Origin of the sequence: Magnetospirillum aberrantis SpK, assembly GCF_011022235.1 — a bacterium.
Taxonomy (GTDB): domain Bacteria; phylum Pseudomonadota; class Alphaproteobacteria; order Rhodospirillales; family Magnetospirillaceae; genus Magnetospirillum; species Magnetospirillum aberrantis.
Genome location: NZ_JAAIYP010000039.1, coordinates 350229 through 366218, shown reverse-complemented (window position 1 = coordinate 366218; position 15990 = coordinate 350229). Strand labels below are relative to the sequence as shown.

Sequence of the window (15990 nt, the reverse complement as noted above, 5' to 3'; positions counted from 1 at the left end):
CGGTGAATCCGCCTTGAACGGGCGTTTAACCGTTCTTTAAGCGCACACGCCGAAAGTCGAGCCAGGACGCCAGCGGGGCGCCATCTCTGGGACGGGACGATAAGGGACATGGGCTCAGGCCATGACCTGTGGGACGAGCGGGCCGAGCAGGCCGCCGGGCAGGCGGAGGCCGAGGTGCGTTCGCGCGCCAAACGCCCGGTGGCGGTGGCGCTGCAATACGATCCCGACCGCGCCGATGCTCCGACCGTCACCGCTTCGGGCAAGGGGGCGCTGGCTGAACAAATTCTCAATCTCGCCTTCGCCAATGGCGTCAAGGTCCGCACAGATCCCGATCTGGCCCAGGTGTTGGCCGCGGTCGAGGTGGACACGGTGATCCCCATCGAGGCCTTCGCCGCGGTGGCCGAGATCCTGGCCTATGTCTACCGCGCCAATAACCGTGCCGTTCCGGTCCCCCCCCAGGCGGAGGCCTCGGCATGACCGCCAGCGGAGCCGCGGACGCCGTCGCCGGCGTGCGCGAGGAGTTGGACAAGGCGGCGTCCCTGGTGCTGACCGCGCGGCGTCTGCTTGCCACCGGCACCACCGTCGACCTGTCGGCGCTTGAGAACAAGGTGCGGACCATCTGTGATCGGGTGGCGGCCATGACGCGCGAGGACGGGCGGCCGCTGGTGCCGGCGCTGGAAGCGCTGATCGGCGACCTTGACCGTCTGGAAACCGCCATTCACGAGCGGGTCGATCCGCTGGTGCGGGGGTAGGCGCCGTGGAATGGACATCCTATCTGCGTGTGGTCCTGGCCCTGGCCGTGGTGGTCGGGCTGATGCTGGCGACCTTGTGGGCCTTGCGCCGGTTCCAGATCGGCGGCATGGTCGCGCGGCCCAATCCGCGTCGCCGCCTGGCGGTGGTCGAGACGGCCAACCTGGACAGCCGACGCCGGCTGGTGCTGGTGCGGCGCGACGGGGTCGAACATCTGTTGCTGATCGGTGGCGGCAACGACGTCGTGGTGGAAGCCGGCGTCGTGTCGCCGTCCGAAGCCGAGAAGGAGAGCGCGCGATGAGGCGGAAATGGCTGGGAGTGCTGGCGCTGGCGCTGGTGGCCGGAACCGCGGCGCTGGTGTGGGCCTGGCCCGCGGCCGCGCAACAGGTGACCTTCGATTTCGGTGCCGGCGGCGGTTCGGGCAACCCCAACAGCACCACCTTGCGCATCATCCAGTTGATCGCCCTGACCACCATCTTGTCGGTGGCGCCGTCGATCCTGGTGATGGTCACCAGCTTCACCCGTATCGTCGTGGTGCTGTCCTTCCTGCGCCAGGGGTTGGGCACCATGCAAAGCCCGCCCAACATGGTGATGGTGTCGCTGGCGATGTTCCTGACCATGTTCATCATGGCGCCCACCTTGGAACAATCGTGGAAACAAGGTGTCGAGCCCTACATGGACGGCAGCCTCGAGGAGATGGAGGCGTTCGACCGCACCGTCCAGCCGCTCCATGCCTTCATGAGCCGGCACGCGCGTCCCCAGGACGTGCAGTTGTTCATGGACCTGTCGCACAGCAAGCAGGTGGAGAAGCTGGAGCAGGTGCCGCTCAAGGTCATGGTGCCGGCCTTCATGATCTCGGAACTGCGCCGCGCCTTCGAGATCGGCTTCCTGATCTTCCTGCCGTTCATCATCATCGACATGGTGGTCGCCTCGGTGCTGATGAGCATGGGCATGATGATGATCCCGCCCACCCAGATCGCGTTGCCGTTCAAGCTGATTTTCTTCGTGCTGGTGGACGGCTGGTACATGGTGGTCGGTTCGCTGGTGCAAAGCTTCGGCCCCGGATGAATTCATTTCCGATCCGATCTCGGCGCCCCTTTCGGCCGGCGGTTGTGCTATAATTCCCTCAGGGCTGGAATACGGACCAGCGGCAACCGGACGCAAGGAGGGAAGCCATGGCCGACAAGACCACCATTCGCACAGACAAGGACGCGACCCTGTCGTCGGCGCCGCCGGACATGGCGACGCGCCCGTTGACCTTGCGTGACGAGGTCGACCGGCTGTTCGACGCTTTCTTTCCCGCCGCCTTCGCACGGACGGCGTTTGGCCTTGGCGCTTGGCCGCGTTTGGCCGGCGACATCGCCCCGCGCATGAACGTGGCCGAAAGCGCCGAACGCTACGACGTCAGCGTCGAACTGCCCGGCATGGATCTGGCCGACGTGTCGGTCGGGGTGCAAGGCGACATGCTGACCATTTCCGGTGAAAAGAAGGTCGAACGGGCCGATGCCGCCCTGCATCTGTCCGAGCGGGTCGAGGGGGCGTTCGCGCGCAGCCTGCGCCTGCCCGACGACGTCGATTGCGACGCCATCCGCGCGGATTTCGCCAAGGGCGTGCTGACGGTCACCCTGCCCAGGCGGCCGGCCGACAAGGCCGCGCGAAAGATCGAGGTCACCACCCACTGAAGACCCCTCCCCGTGTCTTCCTGGGTGTCCCCGATCAGCCGGGCGGCGGGCGGTTTGCTCCCCCCCTCTTGCGACCGCTGCCGTTCCGGCGCCCCCTTCTCCACCTTCGGGTGGGGGAGGGGGCTTTCTTATGGCTCGTTGCAATCCGTCGGACTAATCCCCATCCTCTTGCCAAGGCCTTCGCCAACAAGGGGGCCGCAACAGCAAACAACGGGGGATTCAATGTCCGTCGAGGCTATTCTCAAGACCAAAGGCAGCAACGTTTTCACCATTCGTCCCGAGCATTCGGTAACGGATGCCGCCGCCCTGATGGCGGCGAAAAAGGTGGGTGTCGCCATGGTGTGCGACGCCAAGGGGCGCCTTCAGGGCGTCATTTCCGAACGCGACATCGTCACCGGCATCACCCAGTACGGCAAAGGTCTGCTGGACATGCCGGTCCGCAACATCATGTCCAGCCCGGTGGTGACCTGTTCGCCCGCCGACGCGGTCAAATCGATTCTCGAGATCATGACCAAGCGTCGCATCCGCCACCTGCCGGTGGTGGACGGCGAGGATATCCTGGGCATCGTTTCCATCGGCGACGCGGTCAACTATCGTCTGACCCAGTCCGAGATGGAAAAAGCGGTGCTGCGCGATTTCGCCGTCGCCCGCTAGAGCGGCGAGCGTCAAACCTGACGCACGCCACGATCAGCGGCCATTGCGGCCGCGGCCAAGCGGGCGGATGCCCGCGCCCGGCGAGGGCTAAACATAAAGCTAGACCATCGTGCGCCATATTTGACGCGCGATGGTCTAGTGGTCCGATCCAGACAGAGGGTTCATGGACATGAACCTTCTGTCTGGTAAATCGGCCCAGGTGCCTTGCCTCAACGCTTGACGCCGCAAGCCTTGTCGATGGCGGCCAGGGCTTCGCCGAAGCCCTTGAGCGAGATGGTGTCGGTGATGGCCGCGCCCTTGGACGGCTGTGCCTTCACCACCAGGTCGCGGCCCTTGACCATGGCGGCGATGATGGCGGCGTCCGCCTTGGTGTCCTTGGCCCAGGCCGATCCGCCACGGGTAAAGAAGGTGTGCTTCATGCCGCCGATCTGGATTTCGGCCTCGGAATCCTTTTTGAAGCCGTAAGAGGCGATCAGGCTGATCTCGCCCGGGCTTTTCGGGCGGTGGGTGACGGCGACGGCGGTGCCGGCGCGGCCCTTGTCGCGCGGCGAGTCGGCGCGTGCCGCCGCATAGCAAACCTTGTCGCCCCCCTCGGAATAGGCATAGGCCTCCCAATTGCCGACACTTGCCAGCTTTTTGGCGTCGGCGGCCCAAACGGTGACGGGGCCGAACGAAGTCAGCAATGCGGCGGTCAAGGCAATGCGGCGAAGTTCCATGGCGATGGCTTCCAGTGGTTTCGACGATGAAAGGGAACGGTTGGGTTAAACGCCCGTGGCGTCCGGCTTGTCAACAACGGATGGCAACCGGGTGTTATTCCCGGTCGGGGCGGCCGCGTGGGGCGAAGCCGCTTTTGCCGCGCATCTCGCGTTCGTATTCCAAGGACCAGCGCACGTTGGGATAGGCCAGATCGTCCCAGGGAATGTCCTCCCAGGCGAACAGGGCGACCTCAAGGCTTTCCGGGCCGGCGGCGAAGTCCGGGCCGGTCATCGGCGCCCGGTAGATCATGTGGACCTGGCTGATTTCGGGAATGGAATAGATGGCCAGCAAGGCGTCGATCCTGGCGCGGGCCTGGGCTTCCTCCCACACCTCGCGCAGCGCGCCCTGTTCGGTGGTCTCGTTCAGTTCCATGTAGCCGACGGGCATGGTCCAATAGCCCAGGCGCGGTTCGATGGCGCGCCGGCACAACAGGTACTTGCCGTCCCAGGTGCAGACGGCGCCGACGATGACCTTGGGGTTTTCGTAAAGGACGAAGCCGCAATCGCCGCAAACCAGACGTTCGCGGTCGTCACCTTCGGGGATGCTGCGGATGACGGGTCCTTGCGGGCTCATGGCGCCAGTGTGAACAACCCGCGCCGTCAGGGCAAGGCTTTACCCGCCTGATTCGCCATTCGGCGTTTTCAGACCAGGATGTCGAGATAGGTGCCGCGGGCGGCGCTGCGGTCCAACTGGTCCATGGGATAATCGGCCGGCAGCACACGGCTGCCGCGCGGACCGAAGGCGCCGGCCTGACCGCCGCCACTGCCGCCGCCGGTGGCGGCCACGGCACCGCCGCCGCCCCCTCCCGTGGTCGGAGAGACGGAACCGACGCCGGAAATCTGGCGCAGCAAATCCATACCCGTTGTGGGCAGCGACGATCCGATGCGGGTCTGGTTGTCCGCCATTGTCTTGAAATCCGAACCCCAAGGACACTTCCGAAGCCATACCTTAACACGGTTGAGAACAAGGTGCCAGGAATGGTGGTTGTCCTTGCCCTCGACAACAGTGGTTGTCCTTGCCCTCGACTCGCGTCTCGGGCTAAATGGGGCCATGATGATGTCCACCGCCCCTTCCTCGCGCATCACGCCGCCGGCGGCCGATCTGGCGGCGCATTTCATGGAATGCGGGGCGCTCAACACCAATCTGACGTTGGCGCCGGGCGATCGCATGGTGATCACCGACGACCTGTTGAACGGCCGGGTGGCCGATCTGGCGGCGATCTCCATGGCGGCCATCGTCGCCCGCGATTCCCAGGTGGCCAAGGCGGCGGTGCTGCCGCTGGGCATGGTGGCCAGCAAGGTCGCCGCCAAGGATCGCGAGAAGTACGAGCGTCTGTTCGCGCTGATCGAGGAAACGGCCTTTGACGAAAGCGTGCGCGAATCGGCGGAATCGCTGATCGCCGCGCGGTTCCGCGAAAGCCAGATCAAGGAAATCGCCGCCGAGTTGGGCGGCACGGTGGGACCGGCACGCCAGCGCTATCGCGCCTTTCTGGACGTGGTCAAGCTGTTGACCGCCAAGAAGATCAGCGAAAGCCTGTTCCTGGACGAGTTCCTGGATTTCACCCGCACGGTTGCCGGCAAGCTGGATTTCGGCATCTACGCGCTGTGCGTCGATCGTCTGTTCATCGCCGCGCGCATTCCCGTCCTGGTCAAGGTCGCCTTGCTGCGCGAGGTGTGCAAGTACCCGCCGCTGGTGCGCAAGGAACTGCTTACCAATCTTTTGGCATCCGACCGGGTCGCGCCTGAGTTGATCCGCTATGCCCACCAAGAGGTGGCGGGGATCATGGACCGTGACCAGCTGACCGAGATCATGCTGTTCACCACCCTGAAACGGGCCTGGGCCGCCCAGCGCCGGACGCCGCTGGCCAAGGCGTCGTAAATCCCACCGCTGAGAAGGTGTTTCCCATGCGTGCCGTCGTCTGCCCCGCCTTTGGCGCCGCTCTCGAACTGCGCGAGATCGATCCGTCGCCCCTGGGGCCGACCCAGGTGCGAATCCGGGTGGCGGCCGCCGGGGTGAACTTTGCCGACACCTTGTTCGTCAACGGCAAATACCAGGAAAAGGTCGAGCCCCCGCTGGTCCCCGGCATGGAACTGGCCGGCACGGTGACGGAACTGGGCGCGGCGGTCTTTGGCCTGTCGGTGGGGGATCGGGTGATGGCGGCGGTCACCGGCGGCGCCTTCGCCGAGGAAGCGGTGGCCGAATACACCGACGTCGTGATGTTGCCCGAGACGCTGGATTTCGTCACCGCCGCCGGGTTCCCCGTGGCCTATGGCACCTCGCATCTGGGGCTCAAGGGCAAGGCCGGGCTGAAATCCGGCGAGGTGCTGGTGGTGCACGGCGCGGCCGGCGGCGTCGGGTTGACGGCGGTGGAAGTGGGGGTGGCCATGGGGGCCACGGTGATCGCCACCGCCGGCGGTCCCGACAAGGTCAAGGTGGCGCTGGACCATGGCGCCCATCATGGCATCGACTACAAATCCGAGGACATTCGCGAACGGGTCAAGGCTTTGACCGGTGGGCGCGGCGCCGACGTGATCTATGATCCGGTTGGCGGCGCGGTGTTCGACGCCAGCTTGCGCTCGGTCGCGCCCGACGGCCGCATCCTGGTGATCGGTTTCGCCTCGGGCACGGTGCCGCAGATCCCCGCCAACATCTTGCTGGTCAAGAACGTCACGGTGATCGGCTATTGGTGGGGGGCGTACCGCAAGCTCAATCCGGCGCTGGTCCAGCACTCCCTGGTTGAATGCGTGCAATGGTGGGCCGAGGGCAAGCTGAAGCCGCTGGTGTCGCGCACCCTGCCGCTCGACCAGGCCGCCGACGCCCTGGCCCTGTTGAAGGGGCGGGCGGCGACGGGCAAGGTGGTGCTGACGGTATGATTCAGGCCGTGCGGACGTTTGCCAGGAACTTTTCGACCAGGGTGCGCAGGGTCTGGGCATCCCCGGCCACGCCATGGGCGATGTGCAGGACCGATTGGGCCGCCGTGCCGGTTGTTTCGGCGGCGTTTTGCACGCCGGTCATGTTGGCCGACACCTGATCGGTGCCGATGGCGGCCTGTTCGACGTTGCGGGCGATTTCCGCCGTGGCCGCGGCCTGTTCCTCGACCGCGCTGGCGATGCCCGACGAGGATTGGCCGATTTCCGAGATGATGGCGACGATCTGATTGATGGCGGTAACCGCCTTGGACACCCGGTCGCGGACCTCGGCGACCTGGGTGGAAACTTCGTCGGTGGCGCGGGCGGTTTGGGTGGCCAGCGCCTTGACCTCGCCGGCCACCACGGCGAAGCCCTTTCCGGCCTCGCCGGCGCGGGCCGCTTCGATGGTGGCGTTCAGGGCCAACAGGTTGGTCTGGGACGCGATGTCGGTGATGGTCTGAACCACGGTGCCGATGCGCGCGGCGGTTTCCGCCAGCGAGCGGACCAGATCGGTGGTGTCGGCGGCGCGTTCGCTGGCCTGTTGCGAAATGGTGTTGGCATGGGCCACCTGACGGCCGATTTCGTCGATCGACGCGGCCAATTCCTCGGCGGCGGCGGCGACCGTCTGGACATTGCCCGCGGCCTGGATGGCGGCGCTGGCCGCTGTCTGCGCCCGGTCGCTGGCATCGCGGGCGGCAGAGGTCATGGTCGAGGAATTGTCTTCCAACTCGTGCACCTCGCCGCCGACGGCGCCGAGAACCTGACGCACTTCGGCGTCGAACTGGCTGGTCAAGGCCGCGATGGTCTTGGCCCGAGCCAAATCCGCTTGGCGACGTTCGTCGGCCTGTTGTTCCAAGATCCGCTCGGCCAACAGTTTTTCCCTGAACACCACCATGGCGCGGGCGACCGCGCCGATTTCGTCCTTTCGTCCGGCGCCGGGGATGTCGGTCTCGAGCCGCCCGTCGCTCATTTCGCCCAACGCCCGGACCGATTGTTCCAGCGGTCGGGAAATGCCCACGCGGACCACCGCCAAGGCGATGGCACAGCCGATCAGCAACGTCGCCAGGGTGGCCGCGACGATCAGCGACCGGCTTTGGCGGATGCTCTGTTCCGCGGCTTCCAGTTCCTGGTTGGCATGGTTTTCGGAAAGCTTGAAGAAGGCACGCACCGCCTCGCGCAAGGCGGCGGCCTGTTGGCTGTTGTTCTTGGCCGCGATGGCCAGGGCGGCGGCGTCGCCGGTTTGCGCCGTGGTCAACAGGTGGTCGAGGGCTTGGCGGTAATTGGCGAAACCCTCGTGCACCGGGGTCAGTGCGGCGTGGTCCAACTCGCGGTCCAACAGGCGGGCGATCTCGGCGGCGCGGGCGGTGAACAATTCCTGTTCGCGAGCCAGTCCCTTGCGGATCGTCGCCAGGTTTTCCGCCGATGGATCGGCCTGCAACTGAAATTGCAGGGCGTTCATGACCTGGATGTTGGTGTTCATCCGTGCCGCCAAGACCACCGCCTTGCCATCGGAATCGATATTGACGATGTCGTTGCCCAGGCTGTCAGCCATCTTCCACGCACCGCCGCCCACGGCAACCAGGGCGGCGGCGAACACGACGACGATGACGAATACTTTTTGCGCGATGGTAAGCCGGCTGAGCGTCATGGCCATTCTCCCCCCAATCCCAGGAAACATTATAAGGTTGCGGATTGTCATGGCCCATAAGCGTTTTCCAGGGGGCAGCCTTCAGTCGGGTGAAAAGGGCGGAACCAGGGCCGTCCCCCGGTTAAGGCTGCGCATGGCCTGATCCAATCCGTCCAGGGTCAGGGGGTACATGCGTTCGCCCATGAGCCGGCGCAGGATTTGGGTGGACTGGGTCCACTCCCACATGCGGATCGGCGCCGGGTTCAGCCACACCGCCGACGGCCATGCGGTCAACAGCCGCTCCATCCACACCGCGCCCGCTTCCTCGTTCCATTCCTCGACAGCCGCGCCGGGGGTCATGATTTCCCATGGACTCATGGCGGCGTCGCCGACGATCACCAGTTTCCAGTCGTGGGGAAAGGTGCGCAGCACCTCATGGGTGGAAATCCGGGCGGAATGGCGCCGGCGGTTGTCCTTCCACAGCGTGCCGTAGGGGCAATTGTGGAAATAGTAATGCTCAAGGTGTTTGAATTCGGATCGCGCCGCCGAGAACAGTTCCTCGCAGGTGGCGACGTGTTCGTCCATGGAGCCGCCGACGTCGAGCAGCAACAGCACCTTGATGCGGTTGTGCCGTTCCGGGCGGAAACGGATGTCCAGCATGCCGCCCGCCCGCGCGGTGTCGGCGATGGTGCCGTCCAGGTCCAGTTCGGTGGCCGCGCCCTCGCGGGCGAAGCGGCGCAGCCGACGCAACGCCAGCCGGAAATTGCGGGTGCCCAGTTCCTGGCCGTCGTCCAGGTTGCGGAATTCGCGTTTGTCCCACACCTTGACCGCGCGGTTGTGGCGGTTTCTTTCCTGGCCGATCCGCACTCCGGCCGGGTTGGCGCCATAGGCGCCGTAAGGGGAGGTGCCGGCGGTGCCGATCCATTTGTTGCCGCCTTCGTGTCGGCCTTTCTGTTCGGCCAACCGCTGGCGCAGGGTCTTCATCAACTGGTCGAAGCCGCCCATAGTCTCGATCTCCGCTAGTTCCTCGGGACTCAACAGCTTTTCCGCCAGCGCCCGCAACCAGTCGCGGGGCAACGCCAACAACATCTCTTCCGCCCCGGAATCGGGATTGGCCGTCAGCACGCCGTCGAACGTGGCGGCGAACACCCGGTCGAACTTGTCCAGGTGGCGTTCGTCCTTCACCAGGGTCGTGCGGGCCAGATAATAGAAATTCTCGGCGGAAAACCCGGCCACGCCCTTGGCCACCGCCTCCAGAAGCGTCAGGTATTCGCGCAAGGACACCGGAACCTTGGCGTCGCGCAGGGCGAAGAAAAGGGCGAGGAACACCCGTCGTGTCCTAACGCTGGCCGCGCGCGGCAAAAGCCAGCCGTTCGAACAGGTGCACGTCCTGTTCGTTCTTCAACAACGCGCCGTGCAGTCGGGGGATCAGCGAGCGGGTTTCCTTGGCACGCAGGTCATCGGGCGACAGATCCTCGGCCAGCAGCAGCTTGAGCCAGTCGAGGAGTTCCGAGGTCGAGGGTTTCTTCTTCAGTCCCGGAACCTCGCGTACCTCGAAGAACACCGTCAACGCCTCGCGCAGCAACGCCGGCTTGATACCGGGGAAATGCACTTCGGCGATGCGGGCCATGGTGTCGCGGTCGGGGAAGCGGATGTAATGGAAGAAACAGCGGCGCAGGAAGGCGTCGGGCAGTTCCTTCTCGTTGTTCGAGGTGATGATGACCAAGGGCCGCTGGCGGGCTTTGACCACCTGGCGGGTTTCGTAGACGTGGAACTCCATGCGGTCCAGTTCCAGCAACAGGTCGTTGGGGAACTCGATGTCCGCCTTGTCGATCTCGTCGATCAGCAGGACCGGCGCGACCTCGGCCTCGAACGCCTGCCACAGCTTGCCCTTGACGATGTAGTTGGCGATGTCGTGTACCCGGCCGTCGCCCAGTTGCGAATCCCTAAGACGCGCCACCGCGTCATATTCGTAAAGGCCTTGCTGTGCCTTGGTGGTGGATTTGATGTGCCACGCGATCAGGTCGCGGCCCAAGGCTCGGGCCACTTCCTGGGCCAGCACGGTCTTGCCGGTGCCGGGCTCGCCCTTGACCAGAAGCGGGCGTTCCAAGGTGGCGGCTGCGTTGACCGCGACCATCAGGTCGTCGGTAGCGATGTAGCTGTCGGTGCCGGCGAAGCGCATGGGCGTTGATCCTCCTCGGCAAAGGGTAGAGGAGGGGGAGGCCCAGCGTCGAGAGACAAAAACTTACGCCGAACGTGAAAAAAACGCCCGCCCCCATGGTATGGGGCGGGCGTCTTAGGGAGTGCGTCACCTGATGGGAAACGGATGGGAGGAGGAACCCGTCCCCGCGAACGCACTCAACCGGGCGCTGATTAGGCGGCGGTCTTGATCAGCGACTGGAACGCGGCGACGCGGGCGTTCAGCGGCTCGAGAGCGGCGGTGAGCACGCTCTGCGACAGCTCGGCGAACTTGCGGCCCTCGGCGATGGCGCTTTCCACCGACTCACGGGCCAGCTTGCCCTGAAGGTCGGCGAACTCGGCCGGGGTCTTGACGGCGAACAGCGCCTTGACGGCGGCGTCGGCCTTTTCGGCCGAAACGGTCAGGTAAGCCTGCGAAGCCTTGGCCAGTTCCTCGAAGCCCTTGGCGGCGAGGGTGGACGACTTCACCACGGCTTCGGCGTTTTCCTTGCCCAGGGCGACGAACTTCTCGAAACCTTCGATCTTCATGGTCATGGCCTTCATTCCTTTGTCTAGCCGACGACCGTTCCGGGGAAAGGTCGTTGTGCACTGCAACATGAGGCTAGGATACGGATTCCATCGGCCGAGGCAAGAGGTTTTTTGCACTGCACAATAAATTCATTGGGGCGGTTGCGCGCCTCAGGCGATGTGAGCCTGACAGGGGGCCTCCTGGCCGGAAACCGCCTTGACCAGCGCCTGACCCCGTTCCGGCCCTTCGGTGAACACCAGATGCAAGGATCCATCCTCCCATTTGCGGACCTCGACGGCGATGCCGCCGCCGGCCACGGCCAGCCGGCCCTGAAGGCCGGGGCGGCACTCCTCGATGCCTTCGACAGCGGCGCCACCACCGGAAATGTCCACCAGCCGGCCCTCGAACGTCTGACCGCCCAGGGTGACGGTACAAGGAGTGGAGACCGCGACGCGCGGGCAGATGCGGCGGTCGGCTTCCTTGGTGCTGGTGCGCACCACGCGGACCAGCACCTGGCGCAGTTCGTGGATGGAATGGGCGACGTCAGTGGAGGCGACGCGCACGTCGCCGGCCTGACCGCCGGTCTCGGCGGCATCGGCCGAGACCGAGGCGATCAGGGTGGAAACCTCTTGCGCCGCCGAACTGGTCTCGATGACGTTGCGGCTGATCTCGGCGGTGGCGGCGCTTTGCTCCTCCATGGCGGCGGCGATCGAGGCCGACACTTCGTCCACCCGGCGGACCGAGCTGTTGATGGCGCCGACCGCGTCGACCACCTGGTGGGTCAGCGATTGAATTTTGTTGATCTGGGTCGAGATTTCCTCGGTCGAGCGGGTGGTTTGGGTGGCCAGGTTCTTGACCTCGCCGGCGACCACGGCGAAGCCCTTGCCGGCTTCTCCGGCCCGCGCCGCCTCGATGGTGGCGTTCAGCGCTAACAGGTTGGTTTGCGAGGCGATGTCGCCGATCAGCACGGCGATTTCGCCGATCTTGGCCACTTCGGCGGCCAAGGAGGCGATGGTTTCCTGGGTGCGTTCGCCATCGGCGACCGAAGCGCGGGTCACTTCGCCGGCATAGGTGACCTGAGCGGCGATCTCCTGGATCGAGGCGGCCATTTCCTCGGCGGCGCCGGCCACCGCCTGGGCGTTGGCCAGGGCTTCCTCGGCGGCGGCGGCGACGCCTTGGCTGTGTTCGCTGACCCGTTCGGCGGAACGGGCCATGGTTTCTGCGTCCTGGGCCATCTGGGCGGTGCGTCCGGCCACCCGTTCCACCGCCTCGCCGGCTTCGCGTTCGACGGTGTCGGCCATTTCCTCCAGCGCCTTGGCCCGTTCCTCGGCGGCGCGGCGTTCGTGTTCGGCCCGTTCCTGGGCGCCATAGGCCAGTTTGGCCTTCATCGCCCGCAACAGGACGGTCAGGCGGCGGAACTCGTGTGCCGGCGGGGTTTCGATCTCGTGGGCGAAGTCGCTGCGGGCGATGGCGTCGAAATGGGTTTCGAACCGGGTCAGCGGGCGGCGCACCGCCGACAGCAGCAGCCGGCCGCCCAAGGCGGTAACCGCCACCGCCACCGCCACCAGAGCCGCCATCTGCATCAGCTTGAAGCGGAAATCCGCCTTGGCGGCGGCAAGATCCTGGTTGGCGAGCTCGATCTGCAATTGCAGCAGCTGACGGTTGGTTTCGTGCGCCGCCTCGAACAGCGGGGTGATCTGTTTGGCGAACAAGGATTCGATCTGCAACGGGTTGGAATCGCGTGCCGCCTGGATGGCCGGCAACAGGCCTTGCTGGACGAAGGCCGTGCGCTGGCTGGTGAAGCGGTCGGCCAGTTCCTTCTCGTGTTCGCCCATGGGGCGCGCGACGAAGGAAGCCCACAATTCGGTGATGCGGGCGATGTTGTCCTCGATGCGTTTGATACGGCCGGCGACGATGCTGTCGTCGCTGCCGTCGCGCAGGTCGATGACCAAAAGGGTGGTCTGTTGCAGGTTGTCGCGCATGCGGTCGACGATGTCGCCGATCTGGCCGGTGGGGACGGTGCGTTCCTGGATGGCCGAGCGCAGCGCCTCGTTGGTGTCGCCCATGCCGGACAGACCAAGGCCGCCGACCAGGATCATCAGGGCGATCAAGCCGCCGAACAGCACGTAGAGCCGGCCGGAAATGGAGGCCGCGAAAGTGGAAAGGCGGTGCGACAGGCCGGCGGGAACGGCGTCTCCCTCCTCGACCCTGAGGGCGGAACTGCCCGAGCGGATCGCAGTGTAAGCGTTGTCGGCGGCCCGGATTTGAGCGCGCGACGGCTTGGAGCGGATCGAGATGTAGCCGGTAAGCTGCCCGTTCTCCATGACCGGGGTGACGTTGGCCCGGACCCAATAGAAGTCGCCGCTCTTGGTGCGGTTCTTGACCAGTCCTTCCCACGGCCGGCCGCCTTTGACCGTGGTCCACAGGTCGGCGAAGGCCTGGGGCGGCATGTGGGGATGGCGGATCAGGTTGTGGGGCTGGCCGAGCAGTTCTTCCTCGGCGTAGCCGCTGATGGTGACGAAGGCGCGGTTGACGAAGGTGATGCGACCGGCCGGATCGGTCCGGCTGACCAGCAATTGGCCATCCGGCATCTCGACTTCACGGTCGGTGATCGGTTCGTTCACGCGCATGACGGCGCCCCCTCCACGGTTCAATCTTATTGTGGATATCCGATATGCTGAAACGACGTTCCAGGGCAAGGGCGTTGCAGGAAATGGTTGTGCGCAAGTATCGAAAAAGCGTCACATTACGGTTTCGACGGTTTCCAGGAAATTTCGTGTCACCGGGGTAATCCCGTCCCGGTGGATCAACAGCAAGTCGATAAACGCTTCGGGCGTGTCGATGCCGGCATAGGCGATACCGTCGAATCCCACCCGGCACATGGTCTGGGGAACGATGGCCAATCCCAGACCGGCGCCCACCAGACGGATCATGGTCGACATCTGATGCGCCTCGACCGCGATGCGTGGGGCAAAGCCGGCGGCGGCGCATAATTGGCTGATCTTGTCGTAAAGGCCGGTGCCGATGTGGCGGGGGTTCATCACCAGTCCCTGGCCCGCCACTTCGGCCATGGTCACCGCCGCGCGCCCGGCCAAGGGATGGTCGGACGGCAGCGCCAGCACCAACGGCTCGCGCAGGATCAGGCGAGAGCTCACGCCGGGGGGCAGGTTGCTGGCCGATGGCCGGGCGAAGCCGATGTCCAGGCGGCCTTCGGCCATCGCTTCGATCTGGCTGCCGGTGGACATCTCGCGCAAGGATACCCGGACGTCGGGGAAGCGGTGACGAAAGGCCCGCAGGATGCGGGGCATGATCTCGGTGAACGGCACCGATCCGGTAAAGGCGATATCCAGTCGCCCGGCCTCGCCGCCGGCTGCCGCGCGGGCCAGCCGGCCCAGGTCGCCGGCACGGGTCAGGATGTCGCGCGCCTCGGGCAACAGAGCTTCTCCGGCGGCGGTCAGCTCCACCTTGCGGCGGTTGCGGTCGAACAGGCGGGCTCCCAATTCTTCCTCCAGCGCCTGGATCTGCTGGCTCAGCGGCGGCTGGGCCATGCGCAGCCTGAGGGCGGCGCGGCCGAAATGCAGTTCCTCGGCGACGGCGACGAAATAGCGCAGGTGGCGTAGCTCCATGATACATTCCAAATATCACTGACGACTGTGTAATATATTGGATATGTGGGCAATCGACCACTAGCATCGGGCTCGCCGTTTTCGGAGTGTCCATGATCGCCCTCGACCGTCGCCGCATCGCCGTGTTCATCGCCGGTGCCAGCGCTTTTCTCGACATGTATTGCACCCAAGCCCTGTTGCCCGACCTGGCGCTGCATTTCCACGCCAGCCCGGCCCAGGTCGGCCTGACGGTGACCATGTCGACTTTGGCCACCGCCCTGGTGGCGCCGTTGATCGGGGCGTTGGCCGACATGTGGGGGCGCAAGCGGCTGATCGTCGCCGGTGCCTTGGCGCTGGTGCTGCCCACCCTGGCCATCGCCTGGGTCGACAGCCTGCCGGCGATCCTGGTCTTGCGTTTCCTTCAAGGGCTGTGCATGCCGGCCATCTTCACTGTCACCATGGCCTATGTGGGCGAGGAATGGCCCGCCGCCGAAGTGCCCGAGGTGGTGAGCCTCTACACCGCCGGCACGGCGCTGGGCGGGGTGTCGGGACGGCTGGTCACCGCCGCCGCCGCCGATGCCTTGGGCTGGCGTGACGCCTTTATCGTGCTGGGCGGGGTCAACCTGGCCGCCGGCCTGCTGATCTGGGGGTTGCTGCCGGCGGCGAGGGGCTGGCATCCGTCGGGATCGTTGCTGGAAACGCTGCGGGCGGCGGTGGGTCATTGGCGCAATCCGCGACTGGTGGCGACCTTCGGCATCGGCTTCACCATTCTGTTCTCGCTGGTGGCCACCTTCACTTATGGCACCTTCCATCTGGCCGGCTGGCCCTATTCGTTGTCCACCACCGGTCAGGGTCTGGTGTTCCTGGTCTATCTGTTGGGATCTGTGGCGGCACCGGTGGGGGGCAAGGTGATCGCCCGTATCGGTCCGGTGCGGGGGCTGGCCATGGCGGTGGGGCTGGTGTGGCTGGGCCTGGCGGTGGCCCTGGCGCCGGCGCTTCCGGTGATCGTCGCCGGCCTGGGAATCATGGTGTGCGGTATCTTCATCTGCCAGACCGCCTCCATCAGCATGATCAGCGCCACCGCCAAGACCTCGCGTTCGGCGGCCATGGGCATGTATGTCACGCTTTACTACGTGGGCGGTTCGTTGGGTGCGGTGGCTCCGGCACCGGCTTGGCACGCCTTCGCCTGGCCCGGCGTGGTGGTCATGGTCATGGTGGTCGGGTTGGGCGGGTTCCTGCTGGCGTGGCGTTGGTGGCGATAGCGATGCAGAAAGATTGCCTTTCCCCGCGGCAATCCCTA

The 15990-nt window shown here is 65.5% G+C and carries 18 protein-coding genes; 9 read left to right on the top strand and 9 right to left on the bottom strand.

The window, feature by feature from the left end:
• Window positions 1–108 precede the first annotated feature (108 nt).
• From G4223_RS14795 to G4223_RS14770, 6 genes are all read left to right on the top strand, one after another.
• On the top strand, window positions 109–477 hold the full coding sequence (locus G4223_RS14795; RefSeq protein WP_163681348.1) for an EscU/YscU/HrcU family type III secretion system export apparatus switch protein: 369 nt from the start codon (window positions 109–111) through the stop codon (window positions 475–477).
• Complete coding sequence (locus tag G4223_RS14790) at window positions 474–752, top strand: hypothetical protein (protein ID WP_163681347.1); 279 nt, start codon at window positions 474–476, stop codon at window positions 750–752. The genes G4223_RS14795 and G4223_RS14790 overlap by 4 nt, the downstream gene beginning before the upstream one ends.
• Before the next feature lie 5 nt (window positions 753–757).
• Window positions 758–1051 (top strand): flagellar biosynthetic protein FliO, encoded by a 294-nt coding sequence (locus G4223_RS14785; RefSeq protein WP_163681345.1) that lies wholly within the window; start codon window positions 758–760, stop codon window positions 1049–1051.
• Entirely contained in the window at window positions 1048–1818 is a 771-nt protein-coding gene (gene fliP, locus G4223_RS14780) for a flagellar type III secretion system pore protein FliP (protein ID WP_163681343.1), read from the top strand. The genes G4223_RS14785 and fliP overlap by 4 nt, the downstream gene beginning before the upstream one ends.
• Window positions 1819–1925: 107 nt before the next feature.
• Window positions 1926–2432 carry an Hsp20/alpha crystallin family protein gene (locus G4223_RS14775; RefSeq protein WP_163681341.1) on the top strand — a complete coding sequence of 169 codons (507 nt, stop codon included), beginning with the start codon at window positions 1926–1928 and terminating at the stop codon, window positions 2430–2432.
• A 222-nt stretch (window positions 2433–2654) separates the two neighbouring features.
• Window positions 2655–3086: a CBS domain-containing protein gene (locus G4223_RS14770; RefSeq protein WP_163681339.1), complete on the top strand. Its 432-nt coding sequence runs from the start codon at window positions 2655–2657 to the stop codon at window positions 3084–3086.
• Between the two features lie 209 nt (window positions 3087–3295).
• Here G4223_RS14770 and G4223_RS14765 read toward each other — a convergent pair whose 3' ends face one another.
• The 3 genes from G4223_RS14765 to G4223_RS14755 all read right to left on the bottom strand — a co-directional run bounded on the left by G4223_RS14765 (window position 3296) and on the right by G4223_RS14755 (window position 4747).
• Window positions 3296–3802 (bottom strand): invasion associated locus B family protein, encoded by a 507-nt coding sequence (locus tag G4223_RS14765; RefSeq protein WP_163681337.1) that lies wholly within the window; start codon window positions 3800–3802, stop codon window positions 3296–3298.
• A 94-nt stretch (window positions 3803–3896) separates the two neighbouring features.
• Window positions 3897–4415, bottom strand: a complete 519-nt coding sequence (locus tag G4223_RS14760) for an NUDIX hydrolase (RefSeq protein WP_163681335.1) — start codon at window positions 4413–4415, stop codon at window positions 3897–3899.
• A 68-nt stretch (window positions 4416–4483) separates the two neighbouring features.
• A complete protein-coding gene (locus G4223_RS14755) occupies window positions 4484–4747 on the bottom strand; it encodes a hypothetical protein (protein WP_163681334.1) in 264 nt (87 codons plus the stop codon).
• Between the two features lie 145 nt (window positions 4748–4892).
• Here G4223_RS14755 and G4223_RS14750 point away from each other — a divergent pair, with 145 nt between their 5' ends.
• Both G4223_RS14750 and G4223_RS14745 read left to right on the top strand, forming a co-directional pair.
• On the top strand, window positions 4893–5720 hold the full coding sequence (locus G4223_RS14750) for a hypothetical protein (protein ID WP_241004129.1): 828 nt from the start codon (window positions 4893–4895) through the stop codon (window positions 5718–5720).
• 26 nt (window positions 5721–5746) lie between these two features.
• Window positions 5747–6715: an NADPH:quinone oxidoreductase family protein gene (locus G4223_RS14745; protein WP_163681331.1), complete on the top strand. Its 969-nt coding sequence runs from the start codon at window positions 5747–5749 to the stop codon at window positions 6713–6715.
• A 1-nt stretch (window position 6716) separates the two neighbouring features.
• Here the strand turns inward: G4223_RS14745 and G4223_RS14740 are convergent, their stop codons facing one another.
• The 6 genes from G4223_RS14740 to G4223_RS14715 all read right to left on the bottom strand — a co-directional run bounded on the left by G4223_RS14740 (window position 6717) and on the right by G4223_RS14715 (window position 14711).
• A complete protein-coding gene (locus G4223_RS14740; protein WP_163681329.1) occupies window positions 6717–8399 on the bottom strand; it encodes a methyl-accepting chemotaxis protein in 1683 nt (560 codons plus the stop codon).
• 81 nt (window positions 8400–8480) lie between these two features.
• The gene (locus G4223_RS14735; protein ID WP_163681327.1) at window positions 8481–9707 is read right to left on the bottom strand and encodes a VWA domain-containing protein; all 1227 of its coding nucleotides are present in this window, start codon (window positions 9705–9707) and stop codon (window positions 8481–8483) included.
• A gap of 10 nt (window positions 9708–9717) precedes the next feature.
• Window positions 9718–10560 (bottom strand): AAA family ATPase, encoded by an 843-nt coding sequence (locus tag G4223_RS14730; protein ID WP_163681325.1) that lies wholly within the window; start codon window positions 10558–10560, stop codon window positions 9718–9720.
• Between the two features lie 191 nt (window positions 10561–10751).
• The gene (locus G4223_RS14725) at window positions 10752–11111 is read right to left on the bottom strand and encodes a phasin family protein (RefSeq protein WP_163681323.1); all 360 of its coding nucleotides are present in this window, start codon (window positions 11109–11111) and stop codon (window positions 10752–10754) included.
• A gap of 144 nt (window positions 11112–11255) precedes the next feature.
• The gene (locus G4223_RS14720) at window positions 11256–13715 is read right to left on the bottom strand and encodes a methyl-accepting chemotaxis protein (RefSeq protein WP_163681321.1); all 2460 of its coding nucleotides are present in this window, start codon (window positions 13713–13715) and stop codon (window positions 11256–11258) included.
• A gap of 111 nt (window positions 13716–13826) precedes the next feature.
• Window positions 13827–14711 carry a LysR family transcriptional regulator gene (locus G4223_RS14715; RefSeq protein WP_163681320.1) on the bottom strand — a complete coding sequence of 295 codons (885 nt, stop codon included), beginning with the start codon at window positions 14709–14711 and terminating at the stop codon, window positions 13827–13829.
• Window positions 14712–14803: 92 nt separating this feature from the next.
• Here G4223_RS14715 and G4223_RS14710 point away from each other — a divergent pair, with 92 nt between their 5' ends.
• Window positions 14804–15952, top strand: a complete 1149-nt coding sequence (locus G4223_RS14710) for an MFS transporter (protein WP_163681317.1) — start codon at window positions 14804–14806, stop codon at window positions 15950–15952.
• Window positions 15953–15990: the final 38 nt, after the last annotated feature.

Coding starts and splice junctions, on each gene's coding strand:
- G4223_RS14755 (WP_163681334.1), bottom strand. CDS start 4,747: ATGGCGGACAACCAGACCCGCATCGGATCGTCGCTGCCCACAACGGGT.
- G4223_RS14715 (WP_163681320.1), bottom strand. CDS start 14,711: ATGGAGCTACGCCACCTGCGCTATTTCGTCGCCGTCGCCGAGGAACTG.
- G4223_RS14730 (WP_163681325.1), bottom strand. CDS start 10,560: ATGCGCTTCGCCGGCACCGACAGCTACATCGCTACCGACGACCTGATG.
- G4223_RS14770 (WP_163681339.1), top strand. CDS start 2,655: ATGTCCGTCGAGGCTATTCTCAAGACCAAAGGCAGCAACGTTTTCACC.
- G4223_RS14720 (WP_163681321.1), bottom strand. CDS start 13,715: ATGCGCGTGAACGAACCGATCACCGACCGTGAAGTCGAGATGCCGGAT.
- G4223_RS14795 (WP_163681348.1), top strand. CDS start 109: ATGGGCTCAGGCCATGACCTGTGGGACGAGCGGGCCGAGCAGGCCGCC.
- G4223_RS14760 (WP_163681335.1), bottom strand. CDS start 4,415: ATGAGCCCGCAAGGACCCGTCATCCGCAGCATCCCCGAAGGTGACGAC.
- fliP (WP_163681343.1), top strand. CDS start 1,048: ATGAGGCGGAAATGGCTGGGAGTGCTGGCGCTGGCGCTGGTGGCCGGA.
- G4223_RS14765 (WP_163681337.1), bottom strand. CDS start 3,802: ATGGAACTTCGCCGCATTGCCTTGACCGCCGCATTGCTGACTTCGTTC.
- G4223_RS14775 (WP_163681341.1), top strand. CDS start 1,926: ATGGCCGACAAGACCACCATTCGCACAGACAAGGACGCGACCCTGTCG.
- G4223_RS14710 (WP_163681317.1), top strand. CDS start 14,804: ATGATCGCCCTCGACCGTCGCCGCATCGCCGTGTTCATCGCCGGTGCC.
- G4223_RS14750 (WP_241004129.1), top strand. CDS start 4,893: ATGATGATGTCCACCGCCCCTTCCTCGCGCATCACGCCGCCGGCGGCC.
- G4223_RS14740 (WP_163681329.1), bottom strand. CDS start 8,399: ATGACGCTCAGCCGGCTTACCATCGCGCAAAAAGTATTCGTCATCGTC.
- G4223_RS14725 (WP_163681323.1), bottom strand. CDS start 11,111: ATGACCATGAAGATCGAAGGTTTCGAGAAGTTCGTCGCCCTGGGCAAG.
- G4223_RS14745 (WP_163681331.1), top strand. CDS start 5,747: ATGCGTGCCGTCGTCTGCCCCGCCTTTGGCGCCGCTCTCGAACTGCGC.
- G4223_RS14790 (WP_163681347.1), top strand. CDS start 474: ATGACCGCCAGCGGAGCCGCGGACGCCGTCGCCGGCGTGCGCGAGGAG.